Consider the following 17,340-nt stretch of genomic DNA (forward strand, 5'->3'; position numbering starts at 1 on the left):
AATGGCCAGCACGCAGACCCCAAGTGATTGATCTGGATGGCTTCAGACCCAACGTCGGGATCGTGCTCAGCAGCGCGCGAGGCCAGCTTTTGTGGGCCAAGCGCATCCAGCAGGATGCCTGGCAGTTCCCGCAAGGCGGTATCCAGCGCGGCGAATCCCCGCGCGATGCCTTGTTCCGCGAGCTGTACGAGGAGCTGGGTTTAAGGCCCGAGCAGGTCCAGGTTTTGGGCGTGACCGCCGGCTGGCTGCGCTACCGCCTGCCTGGTCGCCATTTGCGTCGCTCGCGCGGGCGCGTCTGCATCGGTCAAAAGCAAAAATGGTTCGCGCTGCGCCTGCTCGGGCCCGACGATGCCGTGCGTCTCGACGCCACCGACAAGCCCGAGTTCGACGGCTGGCGCTGGGTCGATTACTGGCATCCGCTCAGCGAGGTTGTCGAATTCAAACGCGAGGTCTATCGCCGCGCGCTCAACGAGCTGGCGCCGTTGCTGGGCGTTGTGCCGCGCGAGCCGGTGCGGCGCAAGGCGATCGCCGCCTAAATTCATCCGTTCTCGAATGCCGTTACCTCGGTGACGGCAAGACGGATACCGACGGTTTCGCCCACGCGGAAATCAAGATGGCTGGGCAACAGCGCCAGGACCGTACTGCCGCCGCCCAGGCGCAGCGTGTATAGCGTCTCTGCACCGCGGAAGGCCTTGTGGACGATGGTTGCGCGCACCGGGCTTTTCTCGTCGTGGGTCACATCGCCCGGGCGCAGCAACACCTGCACCGCGCCGGGGCGCCCCGGCGTCGGGCACCGGGCACGCCCCAGTTCCATGCGCACCACACCGGTTTCGTCCCGTTCGCCGGGTACCAAGGCACCTTCGCCGACAAAATCGGCGACGAAGCGGTCGGCAGGGCGGTGATACAGGGTGTAGGCGCTGTCCCACTGGCGCAGGCGGCCGCGTTCGATCACGCCGATGACATCGGCCATGGCGAACGCCTCCTGTTGTGAGTGTGTGACCAGCAGGGCAGTGGTGCCGCGCTGCTGCAGGATGCGGCGCAGCTCCTGGCCGAGCCGTTCGCGCAGCTCGGCGTCGAGGCTCGAGAAGGGTTCATCGAGCAGCAGCAGGGGTGGCTGCGGTGCCAGGGCGCGGGCCAGCGCCACCCGCTGCTGCTGACCGCCGGACAGCTCGTGCGGATAAGCCCGCGCGTGGTCTCTTAGGCCGACCAGTTCGAGCAGCGCAAGGGCCCGGGCCAGTCGTTTGCGGCGCGGCCAACGCTGCAGCCCGAAGGCGACGTTGGCAAGCGTATCCAGATGTGGCAGCAATGCCAGATCCTGGAACACCATGCCGATTGCGCGAGCCTCCGGCGGGACATGCCACCCCGGCGCCGAGAGCAGCCGGCCATCGCCGAGGATCCGCCCGCTGCGCACTGGCTCGAAACCCGCGATGGCGCGCAGCGCGGTGGTCTTGCCCGAGCCGGAAGGGCCGAGCAGGCAGCCGATGCTGCCGCGCGGCAGCTCAAAGCTCAATTCTCGGATGACGTCCGCGCCCGCATACCCGGCGCTGACGGATTCAAGCTGCAGGTGCACGCCGTCTCCCGGAGATTCCCGCGTCGATGCCGCGGTCGAGCCAGAGCACGGGCAACAGGCCGGCCAGCACGATTGTGAGCGATGGCCACGCCGCGCGTGCCCATTCGCCTTCCTGGGTCAGTTCGAACACCCGGATGGCCAGCGTATCCCAGCCAAACGGGCGGGTCATCAGGGTGATCGGCATCTCTTTCATCACATCGACGAACACCAGCAGCATGGCCGTGGCCAGACTGCCGCGTAGCAAGGGGAGATGGACCTTCCAGATCAAGGAGATTCCGCGCACACCGTGCAGGCGCGCCGCTTCATCGAGCGAGGGGCGTATCCGCAGCAATGCGGCAGCCAGCGGTGTATGGGCTACCGCAAGAAAACGCACGCCGTATGCGAGCACGAGCAAAAGCAGGCTCGTTTGCACGGTAGTCGCGATACCCCAAGTATCGCTGATGAACGCAGTGCCACGTGCGAGCGGCACGTACAGACCGACGGCCAGCAGCGCCCCGGGCAGCGCATAGCCGAGCGTCGCCAGCCGTGCGCAGACCTGCGTGAAACGATCGGCCTGATGGCGTACGGCATAGGCCAGCAGCACGGCTGCTGTGATGGTCATGGTGGCTGCAACCAGGCCCAGCGATACGGAATGGACCGCCAAGCGTAAATCATGCATGCCGATGTCGTGACGGTGCGTCCATGACCACTGCAGCAGCTGGACGAGCGGGAGTACGAAACCCAGGGCGAGGACGAGCAGACATGCCGCCGTCGCCAGCCAGCGCCAGCGTCCCAGCGGCAGCCGGCGCGGCAAGGCCACACCGAGCGCGGTGTATTCTCGGTGCGCACGCAATTTGCTCTCCGCGGTGAGCAGGACCAGCACCAGCAGGATGAGCACGCCGGCCACCGACAGCGCGGCATCGAGCGAAAACAGTCCGAACCAGGCTTTGTAGATCGCCGTCGTCAGCGTGTCGTAATTGAATGCAGCGACGGCGCCGAAGTCCGCGAGCGTTTCCATCAGCACCAGCAGCGTGCCGCCGGCGATCCATGGCCGCGCCAGCGGCAGGCTCGCGCGCAGGAACGCACGGAACGGCCCCATGCCCAGCGCGCGCCCCACCTCCAGCACGCGCAAGCCTTGGCTCGCGAACGCGGGACGCGCCACCAGGTAGACGTACGGGTAGAGAGCAAGCGTCATCACCAGGATCACACCGCCGCGCGAACGGATATCGGGAAATCCGACGCCCAGAGCACGCAAGGCGCTCGGCAACGGCGCTGCGTAGTCGAGCAGGCCAACGGCGGCCACGGCGAGCACATAGGTCGGCATCGCCAGCGGCAGCAGCAGTGCCCACGATAACCAGCGACGCCCCGGAAACTCGCACAGCGCGACCAGTGCAGCGAGCAGCGTGCCGAGCACGGCCGTGCCCAGCCCGACACCGAGCAGCAGCCATGCAGTATTGACCAGCGCCTGCGGTAGCACGTGCTCGGCCAGATGCGCCCACACCGCGCGCTCGACGCCGACTGCGCAGACCGCCACCACCCCCAGCGGCAGCATCACGGGTGTAGCGATCAGCGCGGTGACGACATGCCAGCGAGCGAGCCGTGGCCGCAGCCAGCTGCGGGGGGTGACCTCAGCGGTAGCCGACACGGTCCATCAGCTTGACGGCCTCTGCTTGCAATGCGCCGGCCTGTGCCACATTGATCGGGTTCTGTCGGAAGCTGCCCCAGGCGGCGACGGCCGGATCGGGTGGGACATCCGGGTTCGCCGGGTACTCGAGATTGAGCGCCGCGAACATGTGCTGCGCTGGGCCGGCCGAGAGCCATTCGAGCAGCGCTTGCGCCGCCTGCGGATGTTTGGCATGCCGGGTCACGCCGGCGCCAGAGACGTTCACATGGACGCCGCGGCCGTTTTCGCCTTGATCCGGCCAGAACAGCGCCAGCTCGAGCTCGGGTTTTTCCCGGAGCAGCCGTCCGAAGTAATACGTGTTGACGATGCCGACGTCACAGCGACGCGCGACGATTGCGTCCATGACCTCGTTGTCGCTGGCAAACGGAGGCGCGGCGAGGTTGGCGACCCAGCCACGCACGATCTGCTCGGTACGTGCCATCCCAAGCTCGGCGATCATCATCGCAACCAGGGACTGGTTGTAGACCTTCTTCGAGGTACGCAGACACAGCCGCCCGCGCCAGCGCCCGTCTGCAAGGGCGGCATAGCTGTCGAGATCCGATGGCTGCACGCGGTCGCGCGCATAGACGATCGTGCGTGCGCGCACGGAGAGCCCGTACCAGCGGCCCTCGGGGTCGCGCAGGTGTTCGGGAATGTTCGCGGCCAGTGTTGCCGATTGCAGGGGGCGCAGCAGCCCCAGTTCCGCGGCTTGCCAGAGGTTGCCGGCATCCACCGTGAGCAGCAGGTCGGCGGGGGTGTTGCGGCCTTCGGCCCTCAGCCGTTCAATCAACGGCGCTTCCTTGTCGGTCAGATAGCGGATCTTGATCCCGCGCTCACGCTCGTAGCGTTCGAAGATCGGTTTGATCAAAGACTCGGCACGCGCCGAGTAGACGACCAACTCCGCCGCCTGGGCGACGGGGGTCAGCATCATGGCAAGAACGGGCAGCAGACGACGCATGGGCGGAACGGTTTTCAAGAGCAGACCGGCGGATGCGCGTGAGTTTAAGACACCGGTGCGCGCTGGTTTTTGCGCGCACCGGTGCCGGCTCCTTACTCGAAGCGGTATGACACGCCGCCGTGCACCAGGCGCGGCTGCCCGGGCAGGATGCCGCGCGTGCGATCGACGATGTAAGTTTTGTCGAACAGGTTCTTTGCCGCGATGAACACGCTCCAGTTGCGGCTCGGCATGGTATAGGTCGCCGCCGCGTTCCACACGGTCGCTCCGGGAATGCGGCCGTTTTGACCCGTGCCGTCGGGATTGGGGCTGTTGGCGAAGTCCGCGAACTGCTCGCCGATGTACTGAGCCTCGAGGCGGGCGTCCAGGCCCAGCGGGTGCGCATAGCCGAGATTGGCGGTGAGCAGGTGTTTGGGCGCATAGGGCATGCGTCGGCCCGGTGCGCTGCCATTGACCGGTGTGCCGTTATCGACACGGACGAACGCGCTCTGCGCATCGGCCTCGGGCAGCCAAGTGTATGCCAGTTCGAAGAAGGGATTGTGCGCCGAATCGAGCAGATGGCCGAGGTCGATGCGCGCGAGCAGCTCGGCACCCCGGTAAGCGGCTTCGCCGGTCGCCAGCGGCACGCCGCCGGCTGCGATCGAGCCGACCGCGATCTGGCGCCCAAAATCATTGATGAAGCCAGTGGCATCAAAGCTGATGCCACGCCATGGCCGGCCGCGCAGGCCCAGCTCGTAGTTGCGGCTGTCCTCGGCCTCCAGATCGACGGCCGTGCCCGTGTTGGTGAGGATGTCCTCGACGCGTGGCGGCGCAAACCCCCGGTGCACGCCGGCATAGAGCGTATAGGCGCCGGCGAAGTCGTATGTCACTCCCAGGCTGGGGATCGGCTCGGTAAGCTCGGTGTCGCCGCGGGCGCCGTTGAGCCGGTTCTGGCGTTCGTAGCGGATGTGTTCGACGCGCAGGCCCGGTGTCACCGCGGCGGCGCCGAAGGCAAAGCGGTTCTGCACGAACGCGCTGTAGGCCTCGGTCAAGCGGCGATTGTTTTCGGCGGTCGTGCCGGTGGTCGCTGTCGGTGACGTGCCGTTGATCTGCAGTCGGCGCTGGGACTCTGCGTGCACGCGTAACCCGGTGGTCAGTTCGTGCGTCTTGCCCCAGACGACGCGCAAGCGGGGTTCGATGCCATACGTGTAGTACTCGCGCAGACGGCCTTGGCGGCTGTTGCAGCTGTCGGGATCGACGGCGAGACCGGCGATGCGGTCATCCCTGAACTGGGTTCCGCACTGCGTGTCGGTCGTGGTGCTGGATTGCCGCCACCAGTCGCGCGCGAATTCGGCATAGTACAGGCTGGTAGTGAGCTGCGCACGCTCGGTCATGGCCCATTCGTGAGTCAACGAGCTGCCGCTGCGCCGGGCATCGAAAGTGTCGTTGCGGAACGGGTTGTAACGCGGGCCGAAATTGGCATATTCAGCGTCCGTCAGGCCCGAGTAGGTGACCTGCGAATCCTCGATGTAGTGATTGGCACGCGCGATGAGCCTTTGTCCGGATTCAAGCTCGAACACGCCCTTGATGTTGTAGTCCTGTAACTCCGATTCGGTGTTGTCGCGCGCGCCCTCGCCGCGTTTGTGGATCGCATCCAGCAGCAGACCATGACCGCCGATGCGGGCATGGCCGTTGAAGTAGTCGCGGCTGCCGCCCGAGAGCGCAAGCAGGCCGGAGAGTCGTTCCGGCGGGGTCGGCGTCATGTAGTTGATGACACCACTGATCGTTTGCGGGCCATACAGATTCGTCGCCGATCCTTTGAGGACTTCGATTCGGTCGAAGCGGTCGATCGGCGGATGGTAGTAGCTCGCGTTGTCGCCGTAGGGCGCGTAAGCCAGCGGCAGTCCGTCTTCGAGCAGCAACACCTTGGTCGAACGCGTGGGATTGAGCCCGCGGATACCGATATTCGGGCGCAGCCCCAGGCCTTCTTCGTCGCGGACGTGGATGCCCGGCAGCTTACGCAGGGCCTCGTTCGTCGTGAAGACATGTGCGGCTTCGAGCATCTGTCCGTCCAGCACGGCATGACTGCTCGGCAGCGCACGCGCCTGTTCCGGTGTGCCGATCACGGTCATCGACTCGAGTCGTGTACTGCCCGGGGGCGCTGCGGCGGTGTGATTGTCTTCCTCGGCGCGTTGCTCGATGGGCTCGGAGGGCGGATCGGCAGCCATGGCCGGTGCCCCGATGAGCAAGCAAGCTGCGGCGAAATAAGTTTTTTTCAACGACACGAAAACACTCCTTGCAGCGCTCAAACGAGAATGATTATCGGCTGTGATTCTACGGCGCACGTTAACAATTGACAATCATTTTCATTAACGTTTTAATCCGTGCATGATCATCTGTGTCTGCAAGGCTGTTTCTGAACGCACCATCCGGCGCGCGGTGCGCGAGGACGGTATCGTGTCCCTGCGCGAGCTGTCGCGCGAATGCGGTTTGGGTACTTGCTGTGGCAAGTGTGTGCCGCTGGCCCGCGAGGTGCTCGCCGCCGAGCTGGCTGCGCTCGGCGCGGCGCAGGTCGCGAGCGCGGCTTCACAGGTTGGGCCGGCATCCGCCGCGGCGTGAGGGGCGTATCGTCCGCCTGCGACTGAGAATCCGAAGCGATACAACTTTTTCCGCTGTTTCGTCACTGCCGCGCGTGGCTGCCTATACTCGCGCTCACAAGCAATGACGGAGCACGACGATGCGCGGCGACACCAAGGTCATCGAGTACTTAAACCAGGCGCTCAAGAACGAACTCACCTCGATCAACCAGTACTTCCTGCATGCGCGCATGCTCGACAACTGGGGCTTCAAGCGCCTGGGCAAGATCGAATACAAGGAATCGATCGATGAGATGAAGCATGCCGACGAGCTGATCGAGCGCATCCTGTTCCTCGAGGGGCTCCCGAACCTGCAGGATCTCGGCAAGCTTTACATCGGCGAGGATGTCAAGGAAATCCTCGAATGCGATCTCAAACGCGAGAAGGAAGCGCATCCGATGTACCAGGAGGCGATTGCCCATTGCGAAAGCGTGCGCGACTTCGTCACCCGCGAGCTTTTGGTGCGCATCCAGAAAAGCGAGGAGGCGCACATCAATTGGATCGAGGAGCAACTCGGCCTGATCGAGCGCATGGGTTTGCCGAACTACCTGCAGAGTGCCGCCGGCGAGATTGCGGAAGGCTAGAACCGTTGCGGATGAGCATGCCGCTGACGCCCCGGCCGCCGGGGCGTTTTCGTTTCGGTTGTCTGGATCCAGTCGTCAGAAAGGTTTGACGACCACGAGAATCACGATCGCCACCAGGACCAACGCCGGCACTTCGTTGACGATGCGATAAAAGCGTGCGCTCTTGTCGTTGCGTTGTTCGGCAAAGGCGCGCACGCGGGTCTTGAGCCAGCCGTGGTACCCGGACAGCCCCACGACGAGCGCGAGTTTGGCATGCAGCCAGCCGGCCGAGAGCCATTGCGGGATCAAGAGCAGCAGCCAGATGCCGAAGATCCAGGTGCCGAGCATGCCGATCGTGGTGATGCCATAAAGTCGCCGTTCCATCACGCAGAAACGTTCGTGCCCGGCGGCATCCCGCGTGTCGGCGTGATAGACGAACAGCCGCGGCAGGTAGAACAGCCCGGCGAACCAGCTGACGACGAAGACGATGTGGAAGGCCTTGACCCAGAGCATCGGAACAGGTGCCGGCATGAAGGAATGACAGTGTACTCCGCGGGGCGCGCTAGAATCCGCCCTCGCACTTTCTTCGGATGCTGCGCGCCGTGATCAAGGTCGGTATCGTCGGGGGCACGGGTTATACCGGTGCAGAGCTTTTGCGCATTCTCGTGCGCCATCCGCACGCGCAGGTGGTGATGCTGACCTCGCGCCAGGAGGCGGGCCGCCGCGCCGACCAGCTATTCCCGCAGCTGCGCGGACATTGCGCGCTCGCGTTCGAGCCGCCCGATGTGACGCGCCTGTGCGCGTGCGATGCCGTATTTTTCGCCACGCCGCATGGAACCGCGATGCAGATGGCCCCCGCGCTCGTGGATGCGGGCGTGCGGGTGATCGATTTGTCGGCCGACTTCCGGTTCGCCGATCCCGCGGTGTTCAAGCGCTGGTACGGACTCGATCATGCCTGTCCGCAGCTGCTTGCCGAAGCCGTCTATGGTTTGCCGGAGGTGAACCGCGCGCGCATCCGTACCGCACGCGTCGTCGGTAATCCCGGGTGTTATCCGACCGCCGTCCAGCTCGGTTATCTGCCGCTGCTCGAAGCAGGCCTGGTCGATTGCGACACGCTGATCGCCGATTGCAAGTCCGGAGTCAGTGGGGCCGGGCGTGAAGCCAAGTTGGGGTCGATGTTCAGCGAGGTTGCGGATTCACTGAAGGCTTATGGTGTGGGCGGGCACCGGCACTGGCCGGAGATCGTCCAGGGCCTGACGCGAATGGCGGGATCGGCGATAGGCCTGAGCTTCGTGCCGCACTTGGTGCCGATGGTTCGTGGCATCCACGCGACGCTGTATGCGCGGTTGCATCGACCCGGTGCGGCGGATCTGCAGGCTTTGTTCGAGCGCCGCTATGCCAGCGAGCCCTTCGTCGATGTGCTGGCATCCGGCGATCATCCCGAGACGCGAGGCGTACGGGGATCCAACGTCTGCCGCATCGCCGTGCATGTCGCGCCTGACGGACGCACCGTCATCGTGCTGAGCGTGATCGACAATCTGGTCAAGGGGGCATCCGGCCAGGCGGTGCAGAATTTCAATCTGATGTTTGGACTGGATGAGACGCTGGGGCTCGTATCGCCGCCACTGTCACCCTGATGCGATAGGCAGATGGAACACCGCATCGTCATCACGCGCCACCGGCCGTGGCTCAAGCCGGCGCTGATCGGCGGCGGCAGCTTCGTGCTGGCGCTGGCCGCGTGGGGACTGTATGTCTATACGCGGGCCTCGACGGTCAGCGACTTCGAGCGCGCGCAACTCGAGGTGGAGCGATTGCGCGAGGAGCGCCGTGAACTGACGCGCCAGTTGCGTGCCGCCAGGGATGAGATCAAACGCCTGCAGGAGCAGGTGGTGTACGTGCAGCGCTCGCAGGACATCGACGCACAGGCCTGCAGCGTGGTGCGGGAATCATTGGCGCAACTGCAGGCGGAGGCTTCGGATTTGCGCGAACAGCTGGCGTTTTACCGCGGCATCGTCGCGCCGGAGCAATCGCGGGTCGGTGTGCGCGTGCACGAGTTCAAACTCGTCGCCGCTGCCGAGCCGGGGCGGTTCCGTTATGGTCTGGTGCTGATCCAGGCGGTGCGCCACGACAAGCGCGTCGGCGGGCGCATCGACCTTCAGCTGGTCGGGGAGCGGTCCGGTGCCGAGGAGCGTCTGCCCTGGGCGGCCATCGCGGCCGATGGGGCAGCGGAAAATCTGCTATTTTCCTTGAAGTATTTCGAAGAGTTCTCTGGTGAAATCGTGGTCCCGCAGGGTTTCAAGCCCATGCGCGTCGTTGTCACCCTGATCCCTGAGGGTGACGACGCCACCCGGATCGAAGAATCCTTCGACTGGGATCGCATCTTGAGCGGAGCAGGCGCATGAAAATGTTCGGTGGCAGCAACAGCAAGAGTGGCTCCAGCGGCAGCGTCGGGGTCGATACCTTGATCGGCCGGCAGACCGAGGTGCTCGGTGACGTTCGCTTCACCGGGGGGCTTCATGTCGACGGCAAGATCAAGGGCAAGGTGATCGCATCCGCGGACAAGGCCTCGGCCCTGTCGGTGAGCGAGCACGGTTCGATCGAGGGCGACGTGCGCGTGCCCAACGTCGTGCTCAATGGGTCGGTGGTGGGTGACGTCCATGCGTCGCAGAAGATCACCCTGGCATCGAAGGCCCGCGTCACCGGCAACGTTTACTACCGCATCATCGAGATGGAAGGCGGAGCGCAGGTCAACGGCCAACTGGTGCACGACGGTGGCGCCGGGGCTGCCGAGAACATGAGCGGCATCGTGCCCAGGCCGGGGGCCGAAGCAGCCTCGACCGATGAACTGAGCGAAGCGCGCCGGGTCAAAGGCATCGTCAACGGTTGAGAGGACGAAGCAATGTCCGCGGACACGGCATCCGACGAGGCCGTCATCTTCACCGAGGCGGCCGCAACGAAGGTGCATGCGCTGCTGCAGGAAGAAGAGGATCCGCAGCAGATGCTGCGCGTATTCGTCACGGGTGGCGGCTGCTCCGGGTTCCAGTATGGCTTCAAGTTTGAGAAGCAGGCCGAGGAGGACGATACCCGGATCACCCGCTGCGGTGTGACGCTGCTCGTCGATCCGATGAGCCTGCAGTATCTCCAGGGCGCTGAGATCGATTACAAGGAAACGGTCGAGGGTGCCCAGTTCGTGATCCGTAACCCCAACGCCACGACCACCTGCGGCTGCGGCAATTCTTTCTCGGTCTAGTGACGGCTCTTTGCCCTGTGGCTTACGCGGGCGGGATGCTCATCCACGATAGATGCCCCCCAGAATCGCCGGGCTGCGCGCGCCAGTGACGCTGGGCAGATTGCCCGGGCGCCCATGTAGCGTGCATAGCGCAAGCCAGGCGAATGCCGCAGCCTCGACCCAGAGGGCATCGACGCCATGGTCAGCGGTGTCGTCGAGCGCAATGCTGTCTCCCAGCACCTCGCCCAACCGTGTCCGTAGGAACGTGTTGCGGGCGCCGCCGCCGCAGATCAGCACCCGGCGTGTGGCCGGCGCATGGTCGAGGATGGCGTGCGCGATGGTCAGCGCGGTCAGCTCGCAGAATGTGCGTTGCACGTCCGCGCGCGCCAGTTGATCGAGCCGCGGGTAGCGGTGCCGGACCCAGGCGAGGTTGAATTGGCCGCGGCCGGTGCTCTTGGGGGGCGGGCGTGCGAAATAAGAGTCATTCAGCAGGACATCCAGTAACGCGGGCTGCACACTGCCACTTGCCGCCCAATGACCATCCCTGTCGTAGGGCTCGTTCAAATGGAGTTCCGCCCATTCGTCCATCAACGCGTTGCCCGGGCCGGTGTCGAAGCCGCGGACGGCGGCCTGATCCTCGCCGGGCAGCACCGTGATATTGGCGATGCCGCCGATGTTGACGACGCAGCGTGGTTCTCCGGCATCGGCAAAGAGCGCGTGGTGGAAGGCCGGGACCAGCGGTGCGCCGTGCCCGCCGCGGGCGATGTCGGCGCGGCGAAAGTCCGCGACGGTCGTGATGCTGGTGCGTGCCGCGATCAGCGCCGGATTGCCGAGCTGCAGGCTCGAGCCGGTGTGTTCGGGGTCGTGAAACACGGTCTGGCCGTGCGAGCCGATGGCCGCTATGGCAGAGGCGTGTAGCCCGGTGTGCGCAAGAAGGGTCTGCGCAGCTTGCGCAAAGCATATGGCGACGGCGTTGTCGATGGCGCACAGCTCGCCCAGGGCGAGGACGCAGTCCCCGCGCTGGAGCGCGAGCAGACGTGCACGCAGGTCGGCCGGGTAGGGCAGTGAGGCCGTGGCATGCACGCCGCGAAAGCGCTGGTCGTCAAACGCGCACAAAGCCGCATCGACCGCATCCGCGCTGGTTCCGGACATCAGGCCGATGCACCAGGTGTGCATCGCGACGCCTCAGGGGCTGCCGCCGACCGGTGATCCAGACGGGGTTTGGGCGAGCTGGCGTTCGCTGATGGCGTCGAGCTGAGCCAGTGCGTAAGCGTGCTCGGCGCGCCAGCGGGCGACGACCGATCGCGGTAGCGGATTGGCCTTGGGCAGGGCTACCGTCATCGGATTTTTGTGGACACCGTTGATGCGGAATTCATAGTGCAGGTGCGGTGCGGTGGCGAGGCCCGAGGCGCCTACATAACCGATCACCTGCCCTTGCTTGACGCGCGAGCCGATCTTCAGGCCGGGCCGGAAACGCGACATGTGGGCGTACAGCGTCGTGTATTGCGAGCCATGCCGGAGAATGACCACGCGGCCATATCCGCCCTTGACGCCAATGAATTCGACGCGCCCGTCGCCGGTGGCCTTGATCGGCGTGCCGGTGCTCGCGGCATAGTCCACACCCTTGTGGGCCCGGATCGTGTTGAGAATCGGGTGGCGGCGGCGCAGGTTGAAGCCCGAACTGACCCGCGCGAAGTCCACCGGCGATCTCAGAAAGGCCTTGCGCAGAGACTCGCCCTCGGGCGTGTAGTACGCGATGTTGCCATCGGCGTCGATATAGCGCATCGCGCGGAAGCTACGGCCGCGGTTGACGAACTCGGCCGCGACGATGTCGCCATCGCGCAGTTTCTCGCCGTTTTTGTACAGCTCTTCGTAGATCACGGCGAAGCGGTCGCCGACGCGCAGATCCAGTGCGAAGTCGATGTCGTATCCGAATATCTCGGCGAGCTGCATGAGCAGGCGGTTGGAAAGCCCCGCGCGTTGCCCGTCGAGGAACAGGGAATTTTCGATGAAGCCCGCGGCTTGTGCCTGACGGCGTTCGATCGTCGCTGCGATCGTGATCGCCTCGAGGTCGCCGTCGGCGTTGCGGCGCACATGCAGCGTATTGGATTCGTCGAGCTCAAAGCGCAGCTCTTCGAGCTTGTCTTCGGGGTTTTTGCGCAGCAGCAGTTTGTCACCGGTGCGCAGGCTCTTCAGACGCGCGGTGTCGCTGCTGAGGCGGGTGACGGCCACGGCCTCCGAATAGCCTAGCCCCTGGCTTTCGAAAATGTCCGACAGCGTTTGTCCGCGCGCGACTTCGATCGTCACCCAGTCGCTCGCCTGCGGTGCCGGTAGCGTATCGGCCAGCGCCGACTGTACCGTTTCGGCGAATGCCGATTCGCTGTCTGCGTCGAACGCTGTTGCGATCTCTGGCGGCAAGCTGCCTTCGGTGAGGCTGCTCTGGCGCTTGGCGATGCCTTCGCGCGTGGCCACGGCCACGAGCAGGACGACGCACAGGCTTGCAATCAAAACGGAGCGGCGTGCCGACCGGCGGACAGCCGGATCGGCTGGGCTATAATCCAATCTCATCTCTGACCCACAAAAAATCAATGCCGCACGAGATGGCCGCGCGGTCCGCACCCTGGGCGTTGGTATCGTTGTGGCGTTAGCGCACGAGCGGTGCACGCGTAAGGAAACACAGTTTCTGATCGATTGCAAGCAGTTCCAGCGCAGACTTGCTGCGCTGCCTCAGCTTTTGGGGGATTCCCCGGACATTCCATGACACCGCCAGTGACACCACCAGATTCCATCAGCACCGAATTGGCCGAGCTCGAACGCGGCACCGACGAGATCCTTCCCCGGGAGGAGTTTCGTGCCCGCATCCAGGAGGCGCATGAGAAAGGGATTCGCCTGCGCGTCAAGGCAGGTTTTGATCCCACCGCCAAGGATCTGCACCTCGGGCATACGCTGCTGCTCAACAAGCTGCGTGCCTTCCAGGAAGCCGGGCATGAGGCGATCTTTCTGATCGGCGATTTCACCGGAATGATCGGTGATCCCACTGGCAAGAACGAAACGCGCAAGCCGCTGACCCGCGAGCAGGTCGAAGAAAACGCCCGCACCTACCAAGAGCAGGTGTTCAAGATCCTCGATCCGCGGCGCACGACGATCGAGTTCAACAGTCGCTGGCTTGATGCATTGGGCGCGGAAGGCTTGATCCGCCTCGCTGCCCAGCACACCGTCGCGCGCATGCTCGAGCGCGATGATTTCGCCAAGCGATACGCCGCCGGTCAGCCCATCGCGGTGCACGAATTCCTGTATCCGCTGCTGCAGGGTTACGACTCGGTTGCCCTGAAGGCCGATGTCGAGCTTGGCGGCACCGATCAAAAATTCAATCTGCTCGTCGGCCGCCATCTGCAGCAGGCCTACGGGCAGCGCCCGCAGTGCATCGTGACAGTGCCGATCCTCGAAGGGCTCGACGGCGTACAGAAGATGTCGAAGAGCCTGGGCAACTACATCGCCGTCAACGATCCACCGAACGACATGTTCGGCAAGATCATGTCGATCTCGGATACCTTGATGTGGCGATATTTCGAGTTGCTGTCATTCCGTCCGCTGGCCGAGATCGCCCAGCTGCGGGACCGTGTTGCGCACGGCGCCAATCCGCGAGACGTGAAGTTCGAGCTGGCGCGGGAGATCGTGGCGCGCTTCCATGGCCAGGCCAGCGCCGAAGCCGCACAGCGCAACTTCATCGCGCAGTTCTCGCAAGGCGCTGTGCCGGATGACATTCCCGAGGTTCGCATCGCCTGCCCTGCCGGCGGGCTTCCAATTGCGCGCGTGCTCAAAGAGGCGGGTCTGGTCGCCAGCTATACCGAAGGGGGGCGTATGGTCGATCAGCGTGCGGTGCGCGTGGATCGGCAGCGCATCGAAGACCGCAACTACGTGCTTGCGGCAGGTGCGACCTATCTTCTCCAGGTGGGGTCGCGGCGATATGCCCGGGCGACGTTGGTCGCCAAGTCCGAAGCGGTTTGACCGCGGATGTGCAGACGTCGGTTCAATGGCCGGCATAGCAGAGCAGGCGAGCATGCCGCGCTGGAATCCGCATGCTGCAGTGAGCGCGTGCGATAACGCGCAATCAGACGGGATGATGCGCGCAGTCCGGGTTTGAATGCGCTGGACCCGCGGGTGAATCCGTCGGGCGTTATCACCGCGCCGGCGCGTCTTTGGCCGGTGTCTCCAGCGATCCTGCCAGGAGCTGCTCTAGACGCTCCATCCGGTGCCGGTGCGGTGTCGTGATGGCATAGAAATGTTCTCGCAGCTGCGTGGATTGGCCGACGCGCACCAGTGCGCCGGTCCGCAACTCATCCTGCACCACCACCTCGGGGAGGACCGTCAGCCAGCCGCTGTCACGCGCGATCAGGCGTAGCATGGCCATGTCGTCCACCTCGGCGCGTACCCGCGGCTTGATGCCGGCGGTCAGGCACAGGGCGTCGAACTGGGCGCGCACGGCATGACGCGGTCCCGGCAGGGCGATGTCGAGTCCGTCCAAATCGTCGGGGATGCGCAGCGTGCGGCCGGCCCAGATCTCGGTGGGGCCGACCAGCGAGATCGCCTGACTGCCCAGGTAGCGGCAGTGCAAGGTCCGGTCCGGATCGGAGGCGACGGGCTCGTTGGCCAGCACCACGTCGAGTTGGTGATGGGCCAGGCGCTCCAGCAGCTGTTCGAGTAGTCCCGACTCCAAGATGAGCGCCACCCCGGGATCCGCGAGCAAGGGCCGGATCCAGTTCTCCTGATAATTGCGCGACAGCGTGGCCACGCTGCCGATGCGCAGCCGGATCATGCCTTGGCTTTCGCCGTGTAGCCGGCCCAGCAATTCCTGACCCAGACCGAAGATGTTCTCGGCATAGGACGATACGAGCTGGCCGGTTTCCGTCAGCTGTAGTCGCCGCCCTTTGCGTTCGAACAACTGGGTGCCCAGGCGCTCTTCCAGTTGCCGGATCTGCGCCGACAGCGCGGATTGGGAGACGTGCAATTCCCGAGCCGTGCGCGTCAGATGCCCGCTTCTGGCCACCCGCCAGAAGTAGAACAAGTGGTGAAAATTGAGCAGCTCCAGACTCACTATTCTATTTTATCTATTAATAAGTTCTAAACAATGTATTTTACAGAATGAACCATTGAGGGAACGATAACCAGACCTCTCCAACTGCTTGCTTCATGGAACGTTCTCTCATGCTGGCCAGTGCTTTTATGCCCGCACTGGCAATGACGCTGGCCGGGTTGCTGGTATGCCGTTCGTCCGCTGGCGCCAGAGCGCTGTGGCGGTGCTTTGCATGGTTGGCAGGTGTGGCATTGGCGGGCGCTGTCGTGCTCCTCGGATGGCAATGGGGTCTGCCGACGCAGGCTATCGATCGCGGCGCAGCATCGGCTTGGTTTGCAACCAGCCCCCTTACCGCTTCGCTGGCAGTGCTCGTGCAGTTTCTCGGCGTAGTCATCGGGGCGTTTTCGTCCCGGTATCTGGAGGGCGAGGCGGGCCAGCGGCGCTATGTCGCCGCGCTTTGCGGAGTGCTCGCTGCCGTACAACTGCTTTTGCTCGCCAACCACTGGCTGCCGCTGATCGCGGCCTGGGTCGCCGTGGGGGCGGCCTTGCAGCCGTTGCTGTGTTTTTACCCGGAACGGCCGTTCGCGTTGTTGGCAGCGCACAAGAAACGTCTGGCCGACCGGCTGGCCGACCTGTTGCTGATCGGCGCCGCCGGTCTTGCCTGGTGGTCTGCAGGGAGTGGCTCTTTCGATGATCTTTACGCACACCTCGCCGACGCGCAGGCTTCGGCCCTGCTGTCATGGAGCGCGGTGCTGCTTGCGGGGGCGGTGATCCTGCGTACGGCCCTACTGCCGGTTCACGGCTGGTTGATTCAGGTGATGGAAGCGCCAACCCCGGTATCCGCGCTATTGCATGCCGGGGTGGTCAACCTCGGTGGGATCGTGTTGATCCGGCTGGCGCCGCTGGTGGAAGCGTCGACAGCGGCGCGCTGGATATTGGTCGTCTTCGGTCTGGGGACGGCGATGCTCGCCGGTCTGGTGATGCTGACGCGCATCAGCATCAAGGTCAGGCTTGCGTGGTCTACCGTGGCCCAGATGGGCTTCATGGTCTTGGAGTGCGGGTTGGGTCTATACACGCTGGCGGCGTTGCACCTCATCGGTCACTCGCTCTACAAGGCCCATACCTTCCTCGCTGCTTCGACCGTGGTGCGCCAGAGTCGCCAGCGCATGATGCGCGCAGAGGCGCGAGCGTCGTTGCCCAGCCTGCTGGCGGCACCGTGGGTGGCGCTGGCGATGGTTGCAGCAGCGCAAGCCCCCTTTGCGGCATCCGCTTGGCCGCTGTGGTGGAGTGGCGTTCTGGCTTTGGCATGGTCGCCTTTGCTGTGGCTGCCCGCGGCGCAGGCCAATGTTCCAGGTGTGTCCCTCTTTCGTGTCCTCGGGGGACTGGCTCTGATCGGTGGACTGACGGCTCTGGCGCAGTTGCTGCACGGGCTGCCGCTGGGGCTTGAGGATCGGTCAGCGGATGCTGCCGGCATGGTTACTTTGCTCGGCATGGTAGCGATGTACCTGGCATTGCTTACCTTGCAGTGGCGGCCGCGCTGGCTCGAGGGCGCGCGGCGCTGGAGCTATGCCGGGTTTTATGTGGATGAGTTTTATACGCGCCTGGCGTTGCGATTTTGGCCCGCCGCCTGGACACCGGCGGCAGCATCAGCGGCTGCAGCACCGTCCGGTTCGCGTCAGTAACCGTTGCGTC

The 17,340-nt window shown here is 64.6% G+C and carries 17 protein-coding genes; 9 read left to right on the forward strand and 8 right to left on the reverse strand.

From position 1 onward, the window contains the following. The first annotated feature begins 23 nt into the window (after positions 1-23). Positions 24-536: an RNA pyrophosphohydrolase gene (locus BMZ48_RS07795; RefSeq protein ID WP_091533538.1), complete on the forward strand. Its 513-nt coding sequence runs from the start codon at positions 24-26 to the stop codon at positions 534-536. Between the two features lie 2 nt (positions 537-538). Here BMZ48_RS07795 and BMZ48_RS07800 read toward each other — a convergent pair whose 3' ends face one another. The 4 genes from BMZ48_RS07800 to BMZ48_RS07815 form a co-directional block, all read right to left on the reverse strand. Then, positions 539-1,570, reverse strand: coding sequence for an ABC transporter ATP-binding protein (locus BMZ48_RS07800; RefSeq protein WP_091533539.1), 1,032 nt, complete (start codon positions 1,568-1,570; stop codon positions 539-541). Next, complete coding sequence (locus tag BMZ48_RS07805) at positions 1,554-3,194, reverse strand: ABC transporter permease (protein ID WP_200769565.1); 1,641 nt, start codon at positions 3,192-3,194, stop codon at positions 1,554-1,556. The genes BMZ48_RS07800 and BMZ48_RS07805 overlap by 17 nt, the downstream gene beginning before the upstream one ends. Next, the gene (locus tag BMZ48_RS07810; protein ID WP_200769566.1) at positions 3,178-4,143 is read right to left on the reverse strand and encodes an extracellular solute-binding protein; all 966 of its coding nucleotides are present in this window, start codon (positions 4,141-4,143) and stop codon (positions 3,178-3,180) included. The genes BMZ48_RS07805 and BMZ48_RS07810 overlap by 17 nt, the downstream gene beginning before the upstream one ends. 119 nt (positions 4,144-4,262) lie before the next feature. Beyond that, positions 4,263-6,431 carry a TonB-dependent receptor family protein gene (locus BMZ48_RS07815; protein ID WP_143383659.1) on the reverse strand — a complete coding sequence of 723 codons (2,169 nt, stop codon included), beginning with the start codon at positions 6,429-6,431 and terminating at the stop codon, positions 4,263-4,265. 103 nt (positions 6,432-6,534) lie between these two features. Here BMZ48_RS07815 and BMZ48_RS07820 point away from each other — a divergent pair, with 103 nt between their 5' ends. Continuing rightward, positions 6,535-6,765, forward strand: a complete 231-nt coding sequence (locus BMZ48_RS07820) for a (2Fe-2S)-binding protein (RefSeq protein ID WP_091533542.1) — start codon at positions 6,535-6,537, stop codon at positions 6,763-6,765. A gap of 118 nt (positions 6,766-6,883) precedes the next feature. Further along, positions 6,884-7,366, forward strand: coding sequence for a bacterioferritin (gene bfr / locus BMZ48_RS07825; RefSeq protein WP_091533543.1), 483 nt, complete (start codon positions 6,884-6,886; stop codon positions 7,364-7,366). 75 nt (positions 7,367-7,441) lie between these two features. On the opposite strand, the gene hemJ is transcribed toward bfr, so the two are convergent. Continuing rightward, positions 7,442-7,876 carry a protoporphyrinogen oxidase HemJ gene (hemJ, locus tag BMZ48_RS07830; protein ID WP_234981566.1) on the reverse strand — a complete coding sequence of 145 codons (435 nt, stop codon included), beginning with the start codon at positions 7,874-7,876 and terminating at the stop codon, positions 7,442-7,444. Between the two features lie 71 nt (positions 7,877-7,947). Between hemJ and argC the strand changes: the two genes are divergently transcribed. The 4 genes from argC to erpA are packed head-to-tail and all read left to right on the forward strand — an operon-like array spanning position 7,948 to position 10,595. Next, positions 7,948-8,982 carry an N-acetyl-gamma-glutamyl-phosphate reductase gene (argC, locus tag BMZ48_RS07835; protein WP_091533652.1) on the forward strand — a complete coding sequence of 345 codons (1,035 nt, stop codon included), beginning with the start codon at positions 7,948-7,950 and terminating at the stop codon, positions 8,980-8,982. 12 nt (positions 8,983-8,994) lie between these two features. Continuing rightward, positions 8,995-9,747 (forward strand): DUF6776 family protein, encoded by a 753-nt coding sequence (locus BMZ48_RS07840; protein WP_091533545.1) that lies wholly within the window; start codon positions 8,995-8,997, stop codon positions 9,745-9,747. Further along, positions 9,744-10,232 carry a bactofilin family protein gene (locus BMZ48_RS07845; RefSeq protein ID WP_234981568.1) on the forward strand — a complete coding sequence of 163 codons (489 nt, stop codon included), beginning with the start codon at positions 9,744-9,746 and terminating at the stop codon, positions 10,230-10,232. Before BMZ48_RS07840 ends, BMZ48_RS07845 begins: the two co-directional genes overlap by 4 nt. Positions 10,233-10,244: 12 nt before the next feature. Next, positions 10,245-10,595 carry an iron-sulfur cluster insertion protein ErpA gene (gene erpA / locus BMZ48_RS07850; protein ID WP_091533547.1) on the forward strand — a complete coding sequence of 117 codons (351 nt, stop codon included), beginning with the start codon at positions 10,245-10,247 and terminating at the stop codon, positions 10,593-10,595. A 39-nt stretch (positions 10,596-10,634) separates the two neighbouring features. Here erpA and BMZ48_RS07855 read toward each other — a convergent pair whose 3' ends face one another. Together BMZ48_RS07855 and BMZ48_RS07860 are read right to left on the reverse strand one after the other, a co-directional pair. After that, positions 10,635-11,750, reverse strand: a complete 1,116-nt coding sequence (locus tag BMZ48_RS07855) for an anhydro-N-acetylmuramic acid kinase (RefSeq protein ID WP_091533548.1) — start codon at positions 11,748-11,750, stop codon at positions 10,635-10,637. 9 nt (positions 11,751-11,759) lie between these two features. Then, positions 11,760-13,142: an OapA family protein gene (locus BMZ48_RS07860; protein ID WP_091533549.1), complete on the reverse strand. Its 1,383-nt coding sequence runs from the start codon at positions 13,140-13,142 to the stop codon at positions 11,760-11,762. Between the two features lie 189 nt (positions 13,143-13,331). On the opposite strand from BMZ48_RS07860, the gene tyrS reads away from it, so the two are divergent. Next, entirely contained in the window at positions 13,332-14,582 is a 1,251-nt protein-coding gene (gene tyrS / locus BMZ48_RS07865) for a tyrosine--tRNA ligase (protein WP_091533550.1), read from the forward strand. A gap of 172 nt (positions 14,583-14,754) precedes the next feature. Here the strand turns inward: tyrS and BMZ48_RS07870 are convergent, their stop codons facing one another. Beyond that, positions 14,755-15,669: a LysR family transcriptional regulator gene (locus BMZ48_RS07870; protein WP_091533551.1), complete on the reverse strand. Its 915-nt coding sequence runs from the start codon at positions 15,667-15,669 to the stop codon at positions 14,755-14,757. Between the two features lie 110 nt (positions 15,670-15,779). Between BMZ48_RS07870 and BMZ48_RS07875 the strand changes: the two genes are divergently transcribed. After that, entirely contained in the window at positions 15,780-17,330 is a 1,551-nt protein-coding gene (locus BMZ48_RS07875) for an NADH-quinone oxidoreductase subunit L (RefSeq protein WP_200769570.1), read from the forward strand. The last annotated feature ends 10 nt before the right edge of the window (positions 17,331-17,340 follow it).

This window comes from Fontimonas thermophila, from assembly GCF_900113085.1.
GTDB lineage: Bacteria > Pseudomonadota > Gammaproteobacteria > Nevskiales > Nevskiaceae > Solimonas > Solimonas thermophila.